Source organism: Marinobacter sp. B-21 (genome assembly GCF_056857895.1).
In genome coordinates this window covers 1-19,680 of the sequence record NZ_JBSXNZ010000081.1, presented here as the reverse complement: position 1 = coordinate 19,680, position 19,680 = coordinate 1, and the positions used below count along the sequence as shown (strand labels likewise).

Genomic DNA, 19,680 nt, shown 5'->3' with positions numbered 1-19,680 from the left:
CCATAAGGAACAAGTCCAATGCCTATTAAATCCTTTCCCACCTCTCACTTTTTGGGCAGTGTAGCCGCTGCTGTTTTACTAGGGGTCGCGGGAATCAGCCATGCCCAGACTACAATTAAGCTTGGATGGACCACTGCTGACAGCGAAGCAGATCCATATGCTATCGCTGCCCATTACTTTGCCGAGGAGCTTGAGTCTGCGGCACCCGGGGAATTCAAGGTATCGTTTTTCCCAAACCATCAGCTTGGCAATGACACAGCAATGTTACAGGCAATGCAATTCGGAACGATGGGTGCTGGCGTCATTACCGGGACTCAGGTAGGCACATTGGAGTCTGCATTTCAGCTCAATGACCTTCCGTTCCTCTACGCTACTAACCAGCAGGCGCACAAGGTTCTTGATGGAGAGGTTGGCCAGAAATTGCTATCCCTGCTTGATGCCAAAGGCATTGTGGGACTTGGGTTTCCTGAGGCAGGCTTCCGACATACCATTAACAACAAACGCCCAATCCGGACCCCGGCCGACTTTAATGGAGTGAAGCTCCGGGTCCAACCCAGCGACCTATTCATTTCCAGCTTTCGCGCCATTGGCGCAAATCCGGTGCCAATGGCTTGGAGCGATGTGTTCACTGCAGTTCAGCAGGGTACTGTCGATGGTCTCGAAATCCCACTTCCTGTGATATTTGCAAATAAATACCCGGAGGTGACCGACTATCTCTCATTGACAAGCCATACCTACAATGCGTTGGCTTTACTCATGTCCAAACAAACTTTCGATAAGCTTTCGGCTGAAAACCAGGAAATAGTTCGCCAGGCTGCCAAGCGAGCGATCAAACGCCAGCGTAAGACTGTCGCGGCCAATAACGACCAGGTTCTCGAACAAATCCAGGCAGCAGGAATGACTGTCAATGAGGTCGATGACGTCGAGGCATTCAGGAGCAAAGTATCGGGCGTGTACGATGAATACCGCAGCAAAATTGGTGAGGATATCCTTGCCAAGGCACTTGAGCAGGTTGCCGAGTAGCAGTCGCCAGATTCATCATCGCTCCCGGCTCCATCGCGCCTTTATAAGCCAGGAACCTTTCAGATGTACCGTTACCTAGATAATTTGGGGTATGGTCTGGCCTTTGGGTCCCAGGTAGCCGGGGCTTTGACCGCCCTGGTGATGATTGTAAGTCTCCTGCTTGGTGTTTTTTTCCGATATGTGCTTGGGGACTCCCTTGCATGGAGCGATGAAATCGCATCGCTGGCATTCACCTGGACCGTATTCCTTTTTGCCAGTGCACTGGTCAGGGAGGGCGGTCACGTGCGGGTCACCTTGCTGGTGGACGCACTCCCTCCGACTATCTCCGAACTGGTGGAAAGAGGCATCATGCTTCTTATTCTTGGGTTTGGCGTGTTGATGCTCTGGACGGGATGGAATTTCGCTGAATTCACTTCCGGTCAGGTGTCTCCTGCCGTCAGGTATCCCGTCTGGATCAGAAATGCTGCAGTACCAACCAGCGGCCTCCTGATCAGCTTTCACGCTGTGGTTCTTATACTTCGTCCCGCGCCCATCCGCAACATAGCGGAGCCTGGAAATGGGTGACATTGGCACAATCATGACGATTGGATTAATCGTTCTATTAGCATTGGGAGTGCCAATTGCCTTTACGATAGGCCTGCTTGCTGCAGTTGGTATCTGGATGGCGGACATCAATCCGATGATTCTGCCGCAACAGTTCATCGCGGGAAGTAACGTCACGAGCTTACTTGCCATTCCTGGGTTCATATTGGCAGGCGAGCTCATGAGCGCTGGAGGGCTATCCCGACGCTTGGTACGCGTTGCTGAAACTTTTTTCGGGCATCTAACGGGCGGCCTCTCCATGTCTACAGTGGCAGCGGGAACTTTCTTTGGCGCGATTTCCGGCTCAGCGCCCGCCACGACCGCTGCAGTGGGCTCGATAATGATTGATGAACTTGAGGCCCGCGGCTACCAGCGGGGATATGCAGCTGCTTTGGCTACAGCTGTAGGACCTCTTGGACAGATGATTCCCCCATCAATCCCGATGGTGATATGGGGTGTGCTTGCAGAAGAATCTATCGCCAAGCTTTTCTTGGCGGGAATTGTGCCTGGTTTGCTTGCCGCTGCTGGCTTTTGCGTAGTGAGTGTTATTTATGCCCGTTACCGTGGCGTAGCGCGGGAAGCTCGCGCCACAGGCAAGGAAATTCTGTTTGCTCTTCGAGATGGCATATGGGCCCTTCTTGCTCCTGTAGTCATTCTTGGGGGCATCTATAGTGGGATGTTTACGCCTACTGAAGCAGCCATGGTGGGGGCTCTTTACAGTGCGATTGTCGGGCTGTTTTTATATCGTGATCTGAAGTGGCAAACAGTGCCATCAATCCTGATGAGTTCGATGAGAACTACTGGCATTATCATGTTCATAATCGCCGTGGCTTACGGCTTTGCCTGGGTCATGGCTAGTGAGCAGATTCCTGCCCGTCTTACCGAAGCATTGCTTTTGCTTACTGACAATCCAATCGTTTTGCTGCTAATTCTGAACGTCATGCTGCTTCTTCTCGGTGCGGTGATGGATAACATTTCTGCAATGGTAATCCTTAGCGGTGTACTCATTGGATTAGGACAGCAAATTGGTCTGGACCCGATTCAGTTGGGTGCCATGGTCGTAATCAACTTTGCAGTAGGTATGGTCACTCCACCGGTCGGCTACTCTATTTTTGTCGCCTCCAGCATTAGTGGGTTACGAGTAGAAACAGTTGCACGCCACATTTGGCCATTCATGTTGGTACTTATCACCATTGTCGCCTTAATAGCCTACGTTCCGGCAATAACGCTTTGGCTGCCCGGAAAATTTGGTTAACCACCAAGGCTGATAGCGTGGGGTAACCATCTGATTTACATCGACACTTTGCCACATAAGGATTAGAAGCCCATGTTTGCCAAACCTGATATACCCGGCCCGAACCCATGGGTTGAATCGCCACAGGAAAAGTTACCGGAGGGGGCCTGCGACACTCACGCCCATCTTTTTGGGCCGCAGGAGGCGTATCCTTACCAGACTAAAAGAGGTTATACGCCGCCAGACGCAACCGAAACATCATATCGGAACTTGCTACAAACTCTCGGTTTTCAGCGAGCAGTTCTGGTCCAGCCAAGTGTATATGGCACCGATAATCGCCTCATGCTTGACACGCTCTCAGCAAGCACTGATTCAGATCCCATAGACTGGAGGGGCGTTGCGGTTGTAGACCGCCATATTAGCGATGAAGAGCTGAGCCGAATGGATACGCTCGGCGTAAGGGGCATCCGCATCAACCTGGTCTTTCCAGGTGGCGTAACGTTTGAGGACGTAGTGTCACTGGCAGCCCGAATCAAGGTCTTTGGCTGGCATATTCAGTTTTTGGTTGATGTATCAAAGTTCGAAAATTTAGCTGAACGCTTGGATAAGCTGCCTGTGCCAAGCGTGGTAGATCATATGGGGCACCTGTCAACACGTCTCGGCATCGCCAACCCTGGCTTCCGCGAACTATTGGATTTAATGGCCGAGGGTCGTACATGGGTCAAGCTCACAGGGCCAAATCGCCTGAGCACACTTCCGGAAGCCCCCTTCACAGATGTGGATCCGTTCTTTCAGGCACTTCGTGAGGCGCGTCAGGACCGGTGCCTTTTTGGAACAGACTGGCCTCATGTTCAGCTACCTACCCCGATGCCGTTTGATCATAGTCTTGTGAATGAATTTATAAGACTGGTTCCTGATGTTCAGGGCCGGCAAGCTATTCTCGTAGATAATCCAGCAAATCTATACGGGTTTTGATCCATCATGGGAAGAAAAACAAGATCGATATCTACCGACAATCGAGGGAAGTCGCGAATAAAAAGATTGATGGCGGTGCCGCCTTTGAGGGCAAAACACTTATGTTCAGCCACGTAGGGTATGATTTGAAGTAAAAGCCGAACCTGGCTGTAATAATGCTCTCGTTTATCCATGCTCTCGGGACTCCTCGTGCATTTCTTCTGGAACGGTGATTGCCCAGCGGGCATTGAGCTTACCGTTCTTGGCTATAACCCGCTTACCGGCTCCCAGATCGTATGCGTTTGGGTTCAGGTGTTTGAACCAAGCATGATCTTGACGTTCAGCTAGCCACAGAAATAGCCGTTTGACCTTGATGCTGCGACAAGCTTTTAAGAGAGTGTCGATCTTTCTCGGTGAAAGGCTGGATAATCCTTGCATGAGAGCGTTTGCGTGCTCGAAACTGACCATCGAAGGCACCTCTGCGAGTACCTCCAAAATGGCTTTCTCAGGACACGAATATAAAACAGGAGGTCGTGCTTCTAGCCAATCATGCTCATGCAGAAACCGGGGGTTCGTCATAATTGATTCTGGCCATAGCCTGAGGGTGCTGTGACCCTCAAAAGTGGCGTCAACTGGAATTCTTCTGATCCAAGCTGGCAAGGGGGACTCTGAGAAGAGCGGAATCCGGACTTCTTCACTGGTTGTCAAAAAATGCGCTAAACCGGCGATGTCTAATGCCTTAAGACCGCCTACATGGACGGGCTTTTCTGACATCCGTTGAAGAGATGCAACAACGCCATGCCAGCTAATGGATTTTTCATAGAGAGTGTAGACGCCGGCGGTAAGCGGGATCAGAGTTCGACTGCGGACAGCATTGTCTAAAAAATGCAAACTTAAGCCCTGGTCCAGCAACCAGCGCTTGGTTGCAATCATGAAGGGAGGTACAAGCTCCTTAAGCTGCTTACGAGCATCTCTGTTAAGCATGGTTTATGAATCCATAAAAGCACGGCAATAATTGGCGTGTTAATAATCAATCAAAAACCATCCTAGTTGAAATTGTTTACAGTATCTATAAATCGCGTCATTAATTGCCGTACAAATACAAAAAGTTAAACTTTATCATTGCTTTGTGAGGTTGTGGTTTACTGCGTGCGCTGTCGAGTTCCCGAAGTGCCCTTGAGATTTCGTCCCAGCAGCCTGTCGGACTTTCCAGACCAGTATGAGATAATGTCGGCATCAAATAAATCACGGATCAGCCATGAGTAACTTTCGTTCTTTCGACCGTCACACGGCCTATCTGCTCCCGCCATCCGTTGACGATTGGTTACCCTAGGACCATTTGGCGCGTTTCATTGTCGAGGTTGTCGACGGTCTTGATCTGCGTTCAATGGTGAACGCCTATGGTGGGCGCGGCGGCGCGGCCTATCATCCATCGCTGCTGTTGTCGTTGCTCATCTACGGCTATGCCACGGGCGTGTTTTCCAGCCGCAGAATAGAGCGGGCGACCTACGACTCGGTGGCCTTCCGGTTTATCGCAGCTGGCGCGCATCCAGACCACGACACCCTGGCGACATTTCGTCGACGTTTTCTCGGCGAACTGGCCGAGTTGTTTGTTTAGGTTCTCGACGTCGCGCAGGAGATGAAGCTGCTCAAGCTGGGCACCATCAGCCTGGATGGCACCAAAATCCAGGCCAACGCGTCGCGCCACCGCGCCCTGTCCCATGGTCACATCGAGAAGATGGAATCCGCCTGCCGGAAGAAATACAGCGCCGGGAAGATCGGCTCAAGGCGATGGCGGACGCCAAAACGAAGATCGAAGCCCGGGCCAGAGCACGTTTCGAGCGCGAGCAAGCCGAGTACAAGGCCAAACTTGCCGCGCGGGAAGCAAAACAGAAGAAGAACGGCAGAAAACCAGGCGGTCGTCCACCCAAGCCGCCCACGGCGGGCCCCAAGGCAAAAGACCAGCTCAATCTCACCGATGAAGAATCGCGCATCATGCCAGTGGCCGGTGGCGGCTTCGAGCAGGGCTACAATGCCCAGGCCGCTGTCGATGCTGACAGCCTGCTGGTGATGGCACCAGCGGTGACCCAGGCCTGTAATGACAAGGAACAAGTCGAGCCGATGCTGGCGCAGTTGGCGGCATTGCCGGAATCGTTGGGTAAAGCTGACACACTGCTCGCGGATACCGGTTATTTCAGCGCCAAAAATGTCGCCGCCTGCGAAAAGGCCGGCATCGATCCGTACATCGCCGTCAAACGGGAAAACCACCACCCGCCGGCGTTGGAACGATTCGCCGAACCAATGCCCATAGCCGAGGGCAGCACGCCGGTCGAGCGCATGGCGCACAAGCTACAAACCCGGGCGGGACGCACGGCCTATGCCTTGCGTAAGCAAACCGTCGAGCCGGTATTCGGCATCATCAAATCGGTGCTCGGATTTCGGCAGTTCTCATTACGCGGACTGGACAAGGTGAGCGGCGAATGGGCGCTGGTTTGTCTGGCCTGGAATCTGAAACGCATGGCCGTACTGCGCCCGACATCCGCCCAATGGGCCTGAAATGCGGGCGATTCTGCTCGTTTTGGGATTATTGGGCGCTGTAGGTCACAAATATGCACCATAATAGTGCCAAATCTGTCTGGGCAAGCGGGGGGGGGGCAAAAATATGCCAATGCTAAGTCCGACAGGCTGCTGGTGTGCCGACTCGATCCGGGGCAGACGCCCGAGGTACCCCGACCCGATTCAATGGGGAGGAGGGCACTGTGTATGGACAGTAAAAATTGTCATCAAATCAGGACTCCAAGCCAAATTCGGTATGGGGTGGACTAAGGAGTGCCGACGAGTATCCTACTCGGCAGCGGGGCCGTGACGCCGCTTATTGATATCCGCTATTTTTACAGGATACAAATACTAAGACGTTGTTGATTGAAGGTATGGTACGACCCTTTTGATTACTTCTGAAATTGTAAGTCAAATATTGATGATGTGAGGGGGGGGGGGAGACAAAAATTGGAAATTGGGACAATCTTGGGACACAAAAAAATCAGCTTCTTGTAAGAAGCTGATTTTTATATTACCAATTGGTCGGGACGGTAGGATTTGAACCTACGACCCCCTGCACCCCATGCAGGTGCGCTACCAAGCTGCGCTACGCCCCGATTCGCTGTTGGCCAGAGAAGAAAACTTAAGAGTATTCTCAGTGGCTTAGCGAGAGCGAAGTCTACACGAGCCCATGGGAAAAATAAACAGCCCCGGGCGATTTTGATGTTCAATTATTAGCGCAGCTTGGTTTCCCGGAGTTTCAGGATGAAGTCGGGTGGTTCAAAGGTATCGGGGCGGGCGAATTCCCAGTACTTGTCGAACACGGTCAGGCCGGTTTTGCCTTCCAGCAGGGCTCCGGGTTCGAGGAAAGGGAAGAGATCCAAATAGGAACTAACCTCGGTTTTGGAGACCCGCCGTACGATGTGTTCGGGACCAAGTTCTGAGGGGTGCCGGAGGCCGGACGCTTCCAGCAGGTTCTGGAGGGCATCCAGGGTATTCTTGTGGTAGTTGTAGACCCGCTGGCTCTTATGCTCCACATCAAGCTTGTTGCCACGCCTGGGGTCCTGGGTGGCAACGCCGCTGGGGCAGCGCCCGGTGTGGCAATTGAGTGCCTGGATACAGCCCAGGGAAAACATGTAGCCCCGTGCCGCGTTGCACCAGTCGGCGCCGAGGGCGAGGGTGCGGGCAATATTGAACGCGGAGGTGATTTTGCCCGCCGCACCAATGGCAATGTCGTCCCGAAGGTTTGTGCCCACAAGGGTGTTGTGGACCAGCAGCAGGGCCTCTGTCATGGGCGTTCCCAGCCGGTTGATGAACTCCAGAGGCGCTGCGCCGGTTCCACCTTCGCCGCCATCGACCACGATAAAATCCGGCTTTCGGCCGGTCTCCAGCATGGCTTTGACGATGGCGAACCATTCCCACGGGTGCCCGATGGCCAGCTTGAATCCCACGGGTTTTCCGCCCGACAACTCCCGCAAGTGGTCAATGAATTCCAGCAACCCCACGGGCGTTGAGAAGGCGGAGTGGCTGGCCGGGGATACACAGTCTTCGCCGACCGCCACGCCGCGGGCTTCCGCAATTTCCGGAGTTACCTTGGCGCCGGGAAGAATGCCTCCGTGACCGGGTTTCGCGCCCTGAGATAGTTTGACCTCTATCATTTTAACCTGTTCCAGGGAGGCACTTTCCCGAAACATATCCTCATTGAATGAGCCGTCTTTGTGGCGACATCCGAAATAGCCGGAGCCGATCTCCCAGACCAGATCGCCGCCGGGTTGCCGGTGGTATCGGGAAATGGAGCCTTCGCCGGTATCGTGGTAGAAGCCTCCCATTCTGGCGCCGGTGTTCAGGCTGAGGATGGCGTTGGCCGAAAGTGAGCCGAAACTCATGGCAGAGATGTTGAACACGCTGGCGCTGTAGGGTTTCTCACAGTTTTTTCCGATCAGGATCCGGAAGTCGCTGTCGGCCAGGCGGGTTGGGGCGAGGGAATGGTTCATCCATTCAAAGCCCTCGTTGTACATGCCCAATTGTGATCCGAAGGGGCGTTTATCGAGAACGTTTTTGGCCCGCTGGTAGACTACCGAGCGCTGTTCCCGGGAGAAGGGGCGTTCTTCGGTATCCGACTGAATAAAATATTGCCGGATTTCCGGGCCGACGGCCTCAAGCAGATACCGGAAATTGGCCATGATCGGGTAGTTTCGGCTAACCGTATGTTTCCGCTGTAACAGATCGTAGGTCCCAAGAGCGGCGAAGGCGCCAAAAATCACCGGGAGCAGATAACCCGTACCGAGCGTCAACTCCGTAAGCAGGGAGCCGATAAAGCCGGCAATGCTCAGGACATAGACGGTATATCGAAGCGGAAAGGTTTTGGTCTTTTCCATGTATTCCTCAGTAAGTCCGGGAAGTTCTGGGCCTGCGTATCGGAACATAAGTATACCGATACGCGCACTGATCGCTAACCGATCAGTTTAAGGCATGGCTGGCCCGCTCAGGATGATGGTCTATGCTTATGGCTGGTGTGGAAAACCGCTGGACTTTTGATGTTTTGAACTCAAAACATTATCATGACGCGCTTGTAACGTTTGAATTCCGATTCTGAATAAAAGACTTATCAACCCAGGAGGCGCCAAACCGTGGGCGACGTAGTTAAAGACGAATATCAGACGGATTACGTGGCTGGCCAGGATAATATCACTCCATTCGGGCTGGATCTTCATGCGCCGGTATTTCCGATCACGGCGATACTGGTGGTGTTGTTTGTAGTAGGAACCCTGATGTTCCCCGGCCAGGCCAAAGAACTGCTGGACGGTGCAAAATGGGACATTATTGCGACCTTTGACTGGTTTTTCCTGATCAGCGCCAACATTTTTGTGGTGGTGTGTCTGGCTTTGATTGTGATGCCCGTAGGCAAGATCCGCCTGGGTGGCATGGATGCAAAGCCGGAGTTCTCCACACTGTCCTGGTTTTCCATGCTGTTTGCCGCGGGTATGGGTATCGGTCTGATGTTCTGGGCGGTGGCCGAGCCTGTGGCATACTACACGGGCTGGTATGAGACCCCGTTCAACGTTGAAGCCAACTCCCCGGAGGCCGCGAATCTGGCGATGGGCGCCACCATGTATCACTGGGGCCTTCACCCCTGGGCTATTTACGCGATTGTAGCGCTTTCCCTGGCGTTCTTCTCGTTCAACAAGAACATGCCCCTGACCATTCGTTCGGCGTTCTTCCCTCTTCTTAAGGACAGGGTCTGGGGCTGGCCGGGACACATCATTGATATCCTGGCCGTTGTTGCGACTATCTTTGGTCTGGCCACATCCCTTGGTTTCGGTGCCCAGCAAGCCTCTGCGGGGTTCGACTATCTGTTCGATACCGGAAGCGGCACCAACGTTCAGATGGCAATCATCGTGGGTGTCACGGCTCTTGCTCTGATTTCCGTGCTTCGTGGTCTTGACGGCGGTGTGAAGGTGCTGAGTAACATCAACATGGGCCTTGCCGGCATTCTGCTGTTCTTTATCATCTTCGCCGGCCCGACAATGACAATACTGGAAACCCTCTGGGTAACCTCCTCAAGCTACGTTGGCAATGTGCTTCCGCTGAGCAACCCGTTCGGCCGTGAAGACGAAGCCTGGTTCCAGGGCTGGACTGTCTTCTATTGGGCATGGTGGATTTCCTGGTCGCCGTTCGTAGGCATGTTCATCGCGCGTGTGTCCAAAGGGCGTACAGTTCGCGAGTTCATAACAGCTGTTCTGATCGTACCGACTGTGATTACCGTCGTCTGGATGAGCGCCTTCGGTGGTTCTGCCCTGGAGCAGATCCAGCAAGGAATTGGTGCCCTGGCTGAGAATGGCCTGACCGATGTATCACTGGCCATGTTCCAGATGTTCGCCAATCTGCCGCTGACCGGAACTATCTCGTTCGTGGGTATCGTTCTGGTACTGGTGTTCTTCGTGACATCGTCTGACTCCGGTTCGCTGGTCATCGACAGCATCACCGCCGGTGGCAAGACTGACGCTCCTACTGCCCAGCGTGTCTTCTGGGTTGTGGCGGAAGGCGCCATTGCTGCCGCTCTGATTTTTGGTGGCGGTGAAGATGCGCTTGGCGCCATTCAGGCAACCGCGATCAGCGCGGGCCTGCCATTCACCGCGATCCTGCTGATCATGACCTGGGGTCTGCTGAAGGGTCTGAGCCATGAGCGTAAGCTTCTGATTGCCCGAGGCGAAATGACGTGAATGTCGGCTGAAATGAAAAAACCGGGGTTTCGGCCCCGGTTTTTTTTGCGCCTGGATGAAGGGTTCAGAGACTGGCAAAGCTCTCCATGGCGTGGCTGGCCCGCTCTCTGGGAGTGAAATGTGGCCGCTTGAGGCCCTCAATCGCCCGCAGACGAGGCAACAGGCCCCGACCGTTCGCCATCTGAATCGCCAACCCCGGCCGGGCGTTGAGTTCGAGCAACAACGGGCCCTTGTTGGCATCGACAACCAGATCAACACCCATGTAGCCCAGCCCTGTTGCTTCATAGCAACGAGAGGCCATTTCGAGCATCTCGTCCCAGGCCTCAATGTTGATATTTTCCAGCGCCAGGCCCGTGTCCGGGTGGAGGGTAATCGGGCGGTTGAACTGAACGGCATTCAGGCTTCTTCCGGACCCAATATCAAGGCCAACGCCCACAGCGCCCTGGTGCAGGTTGGCCTTGCCGTCTGATGCGGTAGTGGCCAGTCTGAGCATGGCCATCACCGGATAGCCCTGGAAAACGATAATCCGGATATCCGGCACACCCTGGTGAGAATATTTGGCGAGAGAAGGCGCTGATTCCACCAGGCTTTCGACAATGGCAACATCCGGTGTGCCAGCCAGTGAATAGAGGCCGGCGAGGATATTGGTCAGGTGGCGTTCCAGAAAGGGAGAGTCTACCCGGGAGCCCGACGCCTTGATGTATTCCTCGCCGTCGCGACCGGTAATAACGGTGATGCCCTTGCCACCGGACCCCTTGGCCGGTTTGATGGCGAATCCCGCAAGCCCCTGGGCCATTTCCCGGAACCGGGAGATCTCATGTTGCTGGCGAACAACCTGAAGAAGTTCCGGGGTTTTAACGCCGTATTCGGCAACCACCAGCTTGGTCTTCAGTTTGTTGTCCACCAAGGGGTAAGAGGAGCGCTCATTGTACCGAGCGATGTAATCCACATTGCGCCGGTTCATATTGAGCATGCCCATCCGTTTAAGCGCTCGCGGCGATATCCAGTCCATGTCAGTCGTAGACCTTCATTGGCGTGAAGCGCTTCAGCTCGCTCAGCTTGTAGCCGGTGTACTGTCCCATCAGCAGGATCAGTCCGAGGATAACCAGGTGCAATTCCGGAAAGTTGAAGGTGAGGTGACCGGCAAGAGGAGTGCTCATAAGCAGGTAGGCGCAGATGGCCACGAACAGGCTGCCGGCACCCTGAATCATGACCTCATGGGCACCTTCCTCTTCCCAGAGGATAGACATGCGCTCAATGGTCCAGGCAATAATCACCATCGGGAAAAAAGTGACCGTCATCCCGGTGTTGAAGCCCATCTGATAGCCGATGATGCTCAACCCGGCGGTTATGAAAATCACCAGGATGATCAGTGCGGATATCCGGGAGACCAGTAGCAGGTTCAGGCTGGACAGGTAGCCCCGCATTAACAGGCCAATGGCGACCACCGATAAAAACGCAATCAGACCCGGGATAAGGGTTGTCTGTACGAAAGCCACGGCAATCAGCACCGGCATAAAGGTGCCAGATGTGCGAATGCCGATCACGATCCGCATGAAGGCCACCGTGAGCGCTCCCAGTGGTAACAGCAGAAGCATCCTGAACATGCTCTGTTCTTCAATGGGCAGTTCGTAAAAGCTCAGGAATCCGAGGCCATTGGATGCCGACTGCATGGTGGCAAGTTGCAGGGCCGGAACGGTTTGCCGGAGCATGGAGAAGCTCACTTCAGAGTTTTCTCCGCCGACAACATCAAGCAAAGAGGCCGAACCCTGTCGCCAGAGCAGCAGGTCCTCGGGAACACCCTGTTCGGCGGTTTTTGGGTTGAAAGTGAGCCACTGCTTACCATTATAAATCTGCAGGTAGGGCATCAGCTGTTGCCGGCGGCGGGCATCTTCAAGCCGTAATCCGTCGGCAATTCTGGCCGCGATGCCGGCGTGGTTGAGCATGTCGACCAGCAGGTCCAGATAGTTTTCTTCCGCGATCAGCAGTGTCGTATTCTGTGTGCGGGTGTCCGGTTGCATCAGTCGGATGAGCTCCCGGGTCATGCTTTCCGGAGTGCTGGAGCGGGCCTTCGCCTGTTCGAGAATCTCCTGCACTGCTGTTGCCTGAGGCTCCTCCCAGAATACATTCCGGGTCTTGGGCTCCCGGCCGGGAATCGCCGGCTGAGCTGTGGGGTCCGGAACAAACTGTGCTTTGAAATACAGGGTCTGGGGCCCGGCGACGTTGCGTTTGCTCCACTCCGCACGGCGGCTGCCGGAGCTGTTGATGATCGAGAAGCCGTAGCCAGGCGACGCTGCCTGTTCGGTCAGAATCCGGAAACCCGGAGGCTGCTCCGGAACATTGAGGCTCGCAAGCACGGAGGCATCACCGGCGTCGAAATCGATTCTGGCCTCAACCATCCAGACCGGCCGCTGCTCGCCGGTGAGCCATGGGATGCCAAGTTCCATGTGCCTCCAGACGGCAAGCGAAATACCCGCGGCGATCAGGAGAAAGACGGCGATGTAAAATGGCAGGCGCGAGCGGGTGGTCACGATCCGTCCCCGTTGCCGTTGCGGAGTGATTCAGGCAATTCGGTCGCATACTCCTTGCCGACGTCGATCAGCATGACGTCGCGCAGGATGTTTCGGCCAATCAGTACTTCGTAGGTCAGATTCGTCCGGTCCGCGAGGGTGAATTCGGCCACCTGCTGGTGGTCGCCAATAGAGAACTGCAGCTCAACCACAACTCTTCGTTCCGCTTCTTCCGCGCTGGCCTGTATGACACGGACCCGGCGGGAGATCTCTTTCTCGAGGGTGATGAATTCCTCGGTACCCGGAACCGGAACATCAAAGCGCACCCAGTTGCTGCCATCACGTTCAAAGCGCGTGATGTTCCTGGCGTCAATGGACGAGGTTTCCGCGCCACTGTCGATCCGGGCCTTATAGATCAGCCCTGGCCCGGCGAGATAGAAGTTCTCTACTTCGCCCACGATGACTTTTCCCTTGAGGCGGTCTGCGCGGCCCTTCGAAGTGTCTTTAGCCGGGCACGCCGTCTGCGCGGGTATGGGAGGGCATTCGGGCTTTTCCACCCGGGTGGCGATGGCGTTCAGTATGGTGTCGGTAGCCGCGCGGTTCTGTTCAATCACCTGCTGGTGCCGAACGGAGGCGTTGTTCTCCATGGTAACCAGGGTGGCGCGCTGGCTTTTTACGGATGCCCCGAGCTCATTCAGATCGGTCTTGGGAACCATAAAATAACGGTCTGCCGAGCATCCCGTGAGCAGGAGGAGCCCTGCAAGAGCAGTAACGGGAAGTTTTGGCAGACCAGCCCGGAAACGTTTGAAAGCCATGAAAAACCCCTGAGCCGGCAGCCTGTCACGCCCGGAATCTGGCAGCTGTGACGGTCTGTGCATGTAAATCCAAGTAAATACGGAGGGGGAGTATACAACATCCGAACTGTGTGGTTGATTTACAGATGGTTAAGGGCGCGCGGTGTTCACCGCGACAGCAGATGTCCTTCACCCAGCACCGTCTCCGACCGGAGATATTCCTGAATGATTGGCGAACAATTCAGGTAGAAAAGCAGCAGCTCCCGTTGCACGTCCTGGTCCTGAATCCGCGCGGCAAAGCTGATCAGTTCCCGGATTCCCTCATCGCTGTCATCTCGGTTTGAGGGCATTCCGAAACTCTTGCCATAGCGGGATTTTAGCACATTGGTCAGGCGTTCGAGGTGAAACTCGCCGGTGTGAGTGATGTGGGGCAGGATTCCGGGCTCATCCCCGCCGCCAGAAGGACCGTTGCCAAAAAAACTCCCGCGGCTCTCTTGCGTGGAGCAGTCCGTCTGCAGAAAATCCGCCCCCAGTTTTCGCCACAGTTCTTTCAGCATGATCGATTATCCGTTTCTGATCGGGTTCCTGTCCGGTGTGCGATTAATAAAAGGAAATAACCGCACAGGCAAAGAACATTTTAACCTTTTAGACGATATTACGACGGGCGTCCAGAGATAGATTCCATAGCTTTGCAATATTGCTAAACAGTCGTGGTCCTCTTTTTGGGCTGCCATTCCGGGTGGCGGCGTCCCGGGCAAAAGGTTCGCGTCCTGAGGTAGACTGTCTTGCAGTTTCGACAACAGTGATCGTTCGATCGATCAGTGATTTTCAAGGGGAGTGCTGTGTAGTGCATGAAGCCATCACGGAATTGATGTTGTCCCGGACTGATCTGATGGCCGGGTTGATGGTTGTGTTTTTCATTTCAGCAATTGTGCTGGCAGGCCTGCTGGCTAAATCCGCAGCGGAAAAGCGGAGAGTTACTCGGGATGCCAATGAACTGGAAGCGGCCAAGGCTGTTCTCGAAAAGCAATTGAATGATACCGAACACGATCAGGCCATGGGCGCTCAGCGCGCCGAACAGCTTGAATATGCTGTGGCTGAACAGCGAGAAAAGAATGCACGCATGGAGCGCGATATCGAGCGTTGGCGGCAGCGGGCCGCGGGCCTGGAGAACCGGGTGGCGGCGCTGGAATCGGACCTGGAAGGGCGAAAGCAGAGAATCGGACAGCTGGAAGGCGAGCGCCAGAGTCTGCAGGCAAAAGCGGAGGACCTCAGCCGGGAACTGGGCGAGGCCCGTGTTGCCCTTCGGGAGCAGGAGGTAACGCTCGACAAAGAACGCCGGTCAACCACCGAGAAACTCGAACTGCTGGAGCGTAACCGGGACGCTTTGAAGCAGGAGTTCGAAAACCTCGCCAACAAGATTTTTGAGCAAAAAAGCGAACGGTTCAGCCAGCAGACCCGCACCAGTCTGGATACCCTTCTGAATCCGTTCCGTGACCAGCTGCAGGATTTCCGGAAGCGGGTTGAAGACGTTTACACCACGGAAACCCGGGATCGCCAGGCCCTGCGTAGTGAGATCAAATCACTTCAGGATCTGAATCGCCAGATTACCGAGGAAGCCTCCAATCTCACCCGGGCACTGAAGGGGGACAAGAAAATTCAGGGCAACTGGGGCGAGTTGATCCTGGAGCGGGTACTGGAAAAGTCCGGTTTGAGAAAAGGTGTTGAATACGATACCCAGGGCAGCTACCGGGATGGAGACAACCAGCTGTACCGGCCGGATGTCATCGTTCACCTGCCGGACCGCCGGAACCTGATTGTTGATTCCAAGGTCTCACTGCTGGCCTACCAGAGGTGGGTGACCGAGGAAGAGGATTCCGGGGCAGGAGACGAAGCCCTCAAACAACACATTGACGCGGTAAGGAACCATATCCAGACCCTCAGCGAAAAAGATTACAGTCAGCTCCACGGCCTGCATTCGCCGGATTTCGTGCTGCTGTTCATGCCTATTGAACCGGCGTTTGTGGCAGCATTCCAGCAGGACGAGAACCTTTTCGCAGAAGCCTTTGAGCGAAAGATTATTGTGGTGACACCTACCACATTACTGGCAACACTGAGAACCATTGAAAACATCTGGCGGTACGAGCGCCAGAGCCAGAATGCCAGGCGCATTGCCGAGCGGGCCGGCGCGGTGTATGACAAACTACGGGTGTTTGTGGAGGCAATGGAGCGGCTGGGCAGCCAACTGCATACCGCCCAGGGAACCTATGATTCGGCCATGAATAACCTGACCCGGGGCCGTGGTAATCTGATTTCCCAGGCGAACCGCTTTGTTGAGCTTGGCGTTCGGGTTAAAAAGGAATTGCCGAAAGCGATCATGGACCAGGCCGAAGTGGACGACGGAGAGGAATCCGAAATCGCTGATGACAATGATCTGCCTGATACTGAAGAGCAGACGATTGGTGCAGACAACCAGCAGGAGTAAATGCCATGGCAGTATTGTTTGGAACAGGTCGCCAGTTGGCGCGTGGAGCCGTCCTTGCATCTGTGCTTCTGGCCGGACAGGCGCTGGCGCTGGCGCCAGAGCACGAAACCCGCAGGCTCATGCTGGCAACGGAAGAAGCCGTGGTGGCGGAGAAATGGGGTGAGGCCGCCGAGTACCTGAACCGGTTGCAGCAACTGGAAGGGGAAAAACCGGTCGATTATTACTTTTTCCGTGGCCGGGTGATGTTGCAGTCATCCCATCTCAACGAGGCCCAGTCGGCCCTGGAGACCTATGTGACCCGCGCCGGTGCCAAGGGTGCCCATTATCAGGAGTCCCTGAAGCTGATTACCGATATTGAAAAGGCGAGAAAGGAAAGTGCCCTTGCACCTCAGGGCGCCGGTGAGCCGGAGAGGGTTGCGGTAATCGAGCCGGCAGGGGACAGCCGGGTAGCATCCCTGCGAAAGCTCTACCTTGCGGATTCGGACCGGGAGGCGCTCACCCTGCACATCAACAGCCTGCTGGAGCTTTCCGGCTGGCGGCGTGATCAGACGGTGGTCAGGCTTGACCGGCCGGCTGAGGTGGAATATCGCCTGAGCAGCCAGGGTAGCGAAATCCAGATTCAGGAAATCAGGCGTGGTGACGACGGGCGGGTCAGGCGAAGCACCGAGCCGATGTCGGTTTTTGGCATAAATCCGAGAGTGGAATGGCGCTGTGAACCAGCGACCTCAACCTGCTGGGTATACGACCCCAGGGATGGTTCCCGGCTGTTCCAGCTTGCCTTGAACCGGGATCAGGCTCAGGAGATTGCAGACACTCTGGGGCACCTTATCCGTACCGTTCAGGCACCATCGGATTCCTGATTCAGCCCGACAGGTTACCGCGCTCACCCTCCCGGTAGGCGCCCGGCGTTACCCCGGTCCACTTCTTGAAGGCCCGGTGGAAGGTTGAGGGCTCGGTGAATCCGACCTTGGCGGCGATGTCGTTAATGGGCAGCTCCTGCCGGCTCAGGTAGTAAATTGCCATGTCCCGGCGCAACAGATCCTTGATCTCCTGGAACGAAGTATTCTCCTGCTTCAGGCGGCGCCGGAGCGTTTGCGGGCTGGTGTGCAGCTCTGCGGCGATCCATTCAAAATCCGGCAGCGGTTTTGAGAAATCCCGGCCAATAAGCGCCCGGATTCGTCCGGTAAACGTGTTGCTCTCATCCGGCCGGGACAACAGATCCGCCGGAGAGGTTTTCAGGAACTGCCGCATTTCCGGCTTGTCCCGGATTACCGGGGCAGACAGGAAGCGCTTGTCGAAAGTGAGGGCGGTTTTATCCGACTCGAATGCCAGTGGGCAATGAAAAATATGCCGGTACTCATCCCCATGCGCTGGCCGGGGATAATCAAACTCGGCCTTCTCCAGCTCAATCGGTTGTCCGATCAGCCAGCTGCCGAGCCGATGCCAGATCACCAGGATGCTCTCCCGCAGGAAAAAACAGGGATCGTGGATTTCGCCCTCAATCCGGGTAACCAACTGCGCCTTGTCCTCGCCGATTTCCAGTTCCATCGCTACCATGGGCTCAAACAGACGGGAAAACCGGAAGGCCTGGCGGTACACCGATTCCAGGTTCGGGCAGTCCATGACCAGCGCGCACATGGTTGCAAACGTTCCGGTCCGGGCCCGTCTCGGGCCAAGCCCCATGAACTCGTCGCCCATCCGGTTCCACAGCACCTGCATCAGATGGCTGAACTGGTCACTGCTTACCCTGGCCATCTCAATACGCAGCAGATCCGGAGAAATACCGGCCTCCCGGAGCATTTCTCGGGTATCAAAACCAAGCGTTTCGGCGCCCACCAGGGCGGCCTGAACAAAGTGCCTTGAAACCGTCAGATCGGACATCACGCTCGCCATTCCATGAAAACGAGACCCATCATAAAACCCCCATGGAACAATGCAACCGAAGCCGGACCAACCGGATGGAAGAAACCGCCAATTGGAATGACCGAAGCAGTAGTTGGCCTCACCGGCAAAACCGGGCAGCATGATGGGGATAACAACGAGTGGAGAAACCACTCTCACAACAAAAGGAGATCATCATGGCCGGTCCACTGACCTCACTCAAAGTCCTCGACTTCAGCACTTTATTGCCTGGCCCCTATGCCACCATGTTGCTGGCGGATATGGGCGCGGATGTGTTGCGTGTCGAGGCGCCGGACAGGGTGGACCTGATCCGGGTAATGCCTCCCCATGATGCCGGAGTGAGCACCGCTCACGGCTTTTTGAACCGTGGCAAGAAGTCACTGACGCTTAACCTGAAGGAAGAGGGCAGTGCAGACAAGGTGCTGGAGCTGGTAAAAGACTTTGACATCGTGATCGAGCAATTCCGGCCCGGGGTGATGGACCGCCTTGGCATTGGGTATGAAGCCCTCAAAGCCGTCAACCCGAGCCTCATCTACTGCTCCATTACCGGCTATGGCCAGACCGGCCCATACAAGGACCGTGCGGGCCATGACATCAATTATCTTTCCCTGGCCGGCGTCAGCAGCCACTGTGGCCGAGCGGACAGCGGTCCGCCCCCGATGGGAATACAGATTGCCGATGTTGCCGGCGGCTCTCACCATGCTGTGATGGGTATTCTGGCGGCGGTGATACACCGACAGCAAACCGGAGAGGGGCAGTTCGTTGATGTCAGCATGACCGATGCCGCCTTTGCCCTGAATGCCATGTCCGGCGCCGCCTGCCTGGCGGGTGGACAAGAGCAGAAACCGGAGAGCTCACTGCTCAATGGTGGCTCCTTCTACGATTATTACCAAACCAGTGACGGCCGCTGGCTATCGGTCGGCAGTCTGGAACCGCAGTTCTCCGCACGCCTGTGCGACACCCTGGGGATTGCCGACCTGAAAAGCGACGCCCTGAGCCAGAAACCCGAACATCGGCAACGGCTCAAAGCCGCCCTGAAAGAAAGGGTTGCCTCGAAAACCCTGGCCGAGTGGCAGGAGATTTTTGCGGGTCAGGATGCCTGCGTGGAGCCGGTTCTGACAATCTCCGAGGCCGCTGAGCATCCGCAGCTTAAGGCAAGGGAGATGGTGATTGGTGTGGACCGGGGTGACGGCACCCAACAGAGGCAGGTCGGGTTTCCCATCAAGTTCGAGAAAACGCCATCGGAAACGTCCCGGATTGGCAAAATGCCTGGGGCTGATAACGAACAATTCCTGTAACTATTCAGTCGGTTTCATTTAAAACGTTCTGATCATTATCTGGTGGCGCCGTCATGAAGGCCGGCATACGCCCCTCGAACAGGGACATCAGCGCATCGGAGGCCGTCAGCTTCTGCTTGCGCGCCGTGGACAGATAG

The 19,680-nt window shown here is 55.4% G+C and carries 16 protein-coding genes, 1 tRNA gene and 1 pseudogene; 9 read left to right on the top strand and 9 right to left on the bottom strand.

All coding sequences use genetic code 11. The annotated features are described in order from the left end of the window. Positions 1–18: 18 nt before the first annotated feature. The 4 genes from AC13C0_RS13495 to AC13C0_RS13480 all read left to right on the top strand — a co-directional run bounded on the left by AC13C0_RS13495 (position 19) and on the right by AC13C0_RS13480 (position 3,814). Entirely contained in the window at positions 19–1,023 is a 1,005-nt protein-coding gene (locus tag AC13C0_RS13495; RefSeq protein WP_482954547.1) for a TRAP transporter substrate-binding protein, read from the top strand. 126 nt (positions 1,024–1,149) lie between these two features. After that, positions 1,150–1,587, top strand: coding sequence for a TRAP transporter small permease (locus AC13C0_RS13490; RefSeq protein ID WP_482954546.1), 438 nt, complete (start codon positions 1,150–1,152; stop codon positions 1,585–1,587). Next, on the top strand, positions 1,580–2,860 hold the full coding sequence (locus AC13C0_RS13485) for a TRAP transporter large permease (protein ID WP_117620028.1): 1,281 nt from the start codon (positions 1,580–1,582) through the stop codon (positions 2,858–2,860). Before AC13C0_RS13490 ends, AC13C0_RS13485 begins: the two co-directional genes overlap by 8 nt. Positions 2,861–2,932: 72 nt before the next feature. Further along, positions 2,933–3,814 (top strand): amidohydrolase family protein, encoded by an 882-nt coding sequence (locus AC13C0_RS13480; protein ID WP_482954545.1) that lies wholly within the window; start codon positions 2,933–2,935, stop codon positions 3,812–3,814. Here AC13C0_RS13480 and AC13C0_RS13475 read toward each other — a convergent pair. Beyond that, positions 3,760–3,987, bottom strand: a complete 228-nt coding sequence (locus tag AC13C0_RS13475) for a nucleotidyl transferase AbiEii/AbiGii toxin family protein (RefSeq protein WP_205422238.1) — start codon at positions 3,985–3,987, stop codon at positions 3,760–3,762. The genes AC13C0_RS13480 and AC13C0_RS13475 overlap by 55 nt on opposite strands. After that, complete coding sequence (locus tag AC13C0_RS13470; RefSeq protein ID WP_117620030.1) at positions 3,980–4,777, bottom strand: type IV toxin-antitoxin system AbiEi family antitoxin; 798 nt, start codon at positions 4,775–4,777, stop codon at positions 3,980–3,982. The genes AC13C0_RS13475 and AC13C0_RS13470 overlap by 8 nt, the downstream gene beginning before the upstream one ends. Positions 4,778–5,051: 274 nt before the next feature. On the opposite strand from AC13C0_RS13470, the pseudogene AC13C0_RS13465 reads away from it, so the two are divergent. Continuing rightward, positions 5,052–6,349, top strand: a pseudogene (locus tag AC13C0_RS13465) (IS1182 family transposase). Positions 6,350–6,871: 522 nt separating this feature from the next. Here AC13C0_RS13465 and AC13C0_RS13460 read toward each other — a convergent pair. Both AC13C0_RS13460 and AC13C0_RS13455 read right to left on the bottom strand, forming a co-directional pair. Next, positions 6,872–6,948: transfer RNA gene (locus tag AC13C0_RS13460), tRNA-Pro, on the bottom strand. 117 nt (positions 6,949–7,065) lie between these two features. After that, complete coding sequence (locus AC13C0_RS13455) at positions 7,066–8,709, bottom strand: FMN-binding glutamate synthase family protein (RefSeq protein WP_482954544.1); 1,644 nt, start codon at positions 8,707–8,709, stop codon at positions 7,066–7,068. Between the two features lie 252 nt (positions 8,710–8,961). Here AC13C0_RS13455 and AC13C0_RS13450 point away from each other — a divergent pair, with 252 nt between their 5' ends. Continuing rightward, positions 8,962–10,554, top strand: coding sequence for a BCCT family transporter (locus AC13C0_RS13450; RefSeq protein ID WP_117620032.1), 1,593 nt, complete (start codon positions 8,962–8,964; stop codon positions 10,552–10,554). A gap of 64 nt (positions 10,555–10,618) precedes the next feature. On the opposite strand, the gene AC13C0_RS13445 is transcribed toward AC13C0_RS13450, so the two are convergent. From AC13C0_RS13445 to AC13C0_RS13430, 4 genes are all read right to left on the bottom strand, one after another. Then, the gene (locus AC13C0_RS13445; RefSeq protein ID WP_117620033.1) at positions 10,619–11,566 is read right to left on the bottom strand and encodes an alpha-L-glutamate ligase-like protein; all 948 of its coding nucleotides are present in this window, start codon (positions 11,564–11,566) and stop codon (positions 10,619–10,621) included. A gap of 1 nt (position 11,567) precedes the next feature. Next, the gene (locus AC13C0_RS13440; protein ID WP_117620034.1) at positions 11,568–13,085 is read right to left on the bottom strand and encodes an inactive transglutaminase family protein; all 1,518 of its coding nucleotides are present in this window, start codon (positions 13,083–13,085) and stop codon (positions 11,568–11,570) included. After that, positions 13,082–13,879, bottom strand: coding sequence for an ATP-dependent zinc protease family protein (locus AC13C0_RS13435; RefSeq protein WP_117620035.1), 798 nt, complete (start codon positions 13,877–13,879; stop codon positions 13,082–13,084). The genes AC13C0_RS13440 and AC13C0_RS13435 overlap by 4 nt, the downstream gene beginning before the upstream one ends. A gap of 146 nt (positions 13,880–14,025) precedes the next feature. Then, on the bottom strand, positions 14,026–14,415 hold the full coding sequence (locus AC13C0_RS13430; protein WP_117620036.1) for a hypothetical protein: 390 nt from the start codon (positions 14,413–14,415) through the stop codon (positions 14,026–14,028). Positions 14,416–14,729: 314 nt separating this feature from the next. Between AC13C0_RS13430 and AC13C0_RS13425 the strand changes: the two genes are divergently transcribed. Together AC13C0_RS13425 and AC13C0_RS13420 are read left to right on the top strand one after the other, a co-directional pair. Beyond that, on the top strand, positions 14,730–16,343 hold the full coding sequence (locus AC13C0_RS13425) for a DNA recombination protein RmuC (protein WP_376788099.1): 1,614 nt from the start codon (positions 14,730–14,732) through the stop codon (positions 16,341–16,343). A gap of 5 nt (positions 16,344–16,348) precedes the next feature. Beyond that, positions 16,349–17,203 carry a hypothetical protein gene (locus AC13C0_RS13420; protein WP_117620037.1) on the top strand — a complete coding sequence of 285 codons (855 nt, stop codon included), beginning with the start codon at positions 16,349–16,351 and terminating at the stop codon, positions 17,201–17,203. A 1-nt stretch (position 17,204) separates the two neighbouring features. Here AC13C0_RS13420 and AC13C0_RS13415 read toward each other — a convergent pair whose 3' ends face one another. Next, entirely contained in the window at positions 17,205–18,224 is a 1,020-nt protein-coding gene (locus AC13C0_RS13415; RefSeq protein ID WP_117620038.1) for an AraC family transcriptional regulator, read from the bottom strand. A gap of 197 nt (positions 18,225–18,421) precedes the next feature. On the opposite strand from AC13C0_RS13415, the gene AC13C0_RS13410 reads away from it, so the two are divergent. Continuing rightward, the gene (locus AC13C0_RS13410) at positions 18,422–19,543 is read left to right on the top strand and encodes a CaiB/BaiF CoA transferase family protein (RefSeq protein ID WP_117620039.1); all 1,122 of its coding nucleotides are present in this window, start codon (positions 18,422–18,424) and stop codon (positions 19,541–19,543) included. The last annotated feature ends 137 nt before the right edge of the window (positions 19,544–19,680 follow it).

Excerpts from the sequence above, each read along its gene's own strand:
- AC13C0_RS13495 (WP_482954547.1), top strand. The coding sequence starts at position 19 with ATGCCTATTAAATCCTTTCCCACCTCTCACTTTTTGGGCAGTGTAGCC.
- AC13C0_RS13485 (WP_117620028.1), top strand. The coding sequence starts at position 1,580 with ATGGGTGACATTGGCACAATCATGACGATTGGATTAATCGTTCTATTA.
- AC13C0_RS13480 (WP_482954545.1), top strand. The coding sequence starts at position 2,933 with ATGTTTGCCAAACCTGATATACCCGGCCCGAACCCATGGGTTGAATCG.
- AC13C0_RS13475 (WP_205422238.1), bottom strand. The coding sequence starts at position 3,987 with ATGGATAAACGAGAGCATTATTACAGCCAGGTTCGGCTTTTACTTCAA.
- AC13C0_RS13470 (WP_117620030.1), bottom strand. The coding sequence starts at position 4,777 with ATGCTTAACAGAGATGCTCGTAAGCAGCTTAAGGAGCTTGTACCTCCC.
- AC13C0_RS13455 (WP_482954544.1), bottom strand. The coding sequence starts at position 8,709 with ATGGAAAAGACCAAAACCTTTCCGCTTCGATATACCGTCTATGTCCTG.
- AC13C0_RS13445 (WP_117620033.1), bottom strand. The coding sequence starts at position 11,566 with ATGGACTGGATATCGCCGCGAGCGCTTAAACGGATGGGCATGCTCAAT.
- AC13C0_RS13435 (WP_117620035.1), bottom strand. The coding sequence starts at position 13,879 with ATGGCTTTCAAACGTTTCCGGGCTGGTCTGCCAAAACTTCCCGTTACT.
- AC13C0_RS13430 (WP_117620036.1), bottom strand. The coding sequence starts at position 14,415 with ATGCTGAAAGAACTGTGGCGAAAACTGGGGGCGGATTTTCTGCAGACG.
- AC13C0_RS13425 (WP_376788099.1), top strand. The coding sequence starts at position 14,730 with ATGTTGTCCCGGACTGATCTGATGGCCGGGTTGATGGTTGTGTTTTTC.
- AC13C0_RS13420 (WP_117620037.1), top strand. The coding sequence starts at position 16,349 with ATGGCAGTATTGTTTGGAACAGGTCGCCAGTTGGCGCGTGGAGCCGTC.
- AC13C0_RS13415 (WP_117620038.1), bottom strand. The coding sequence starts at position 18,224 with ATGTCCGATCTGACGGTTTCAAGGCACTTTGTTCAGGCCGCCCTGGTG.
- AC13C0_RS13410 (WP_117620039.1), top strand. The coding sequence starts at position 18,422 with ATGGCCGGTCCACTGACCTCACTCAAAGTCCTCGACTTCAGCACTTTA.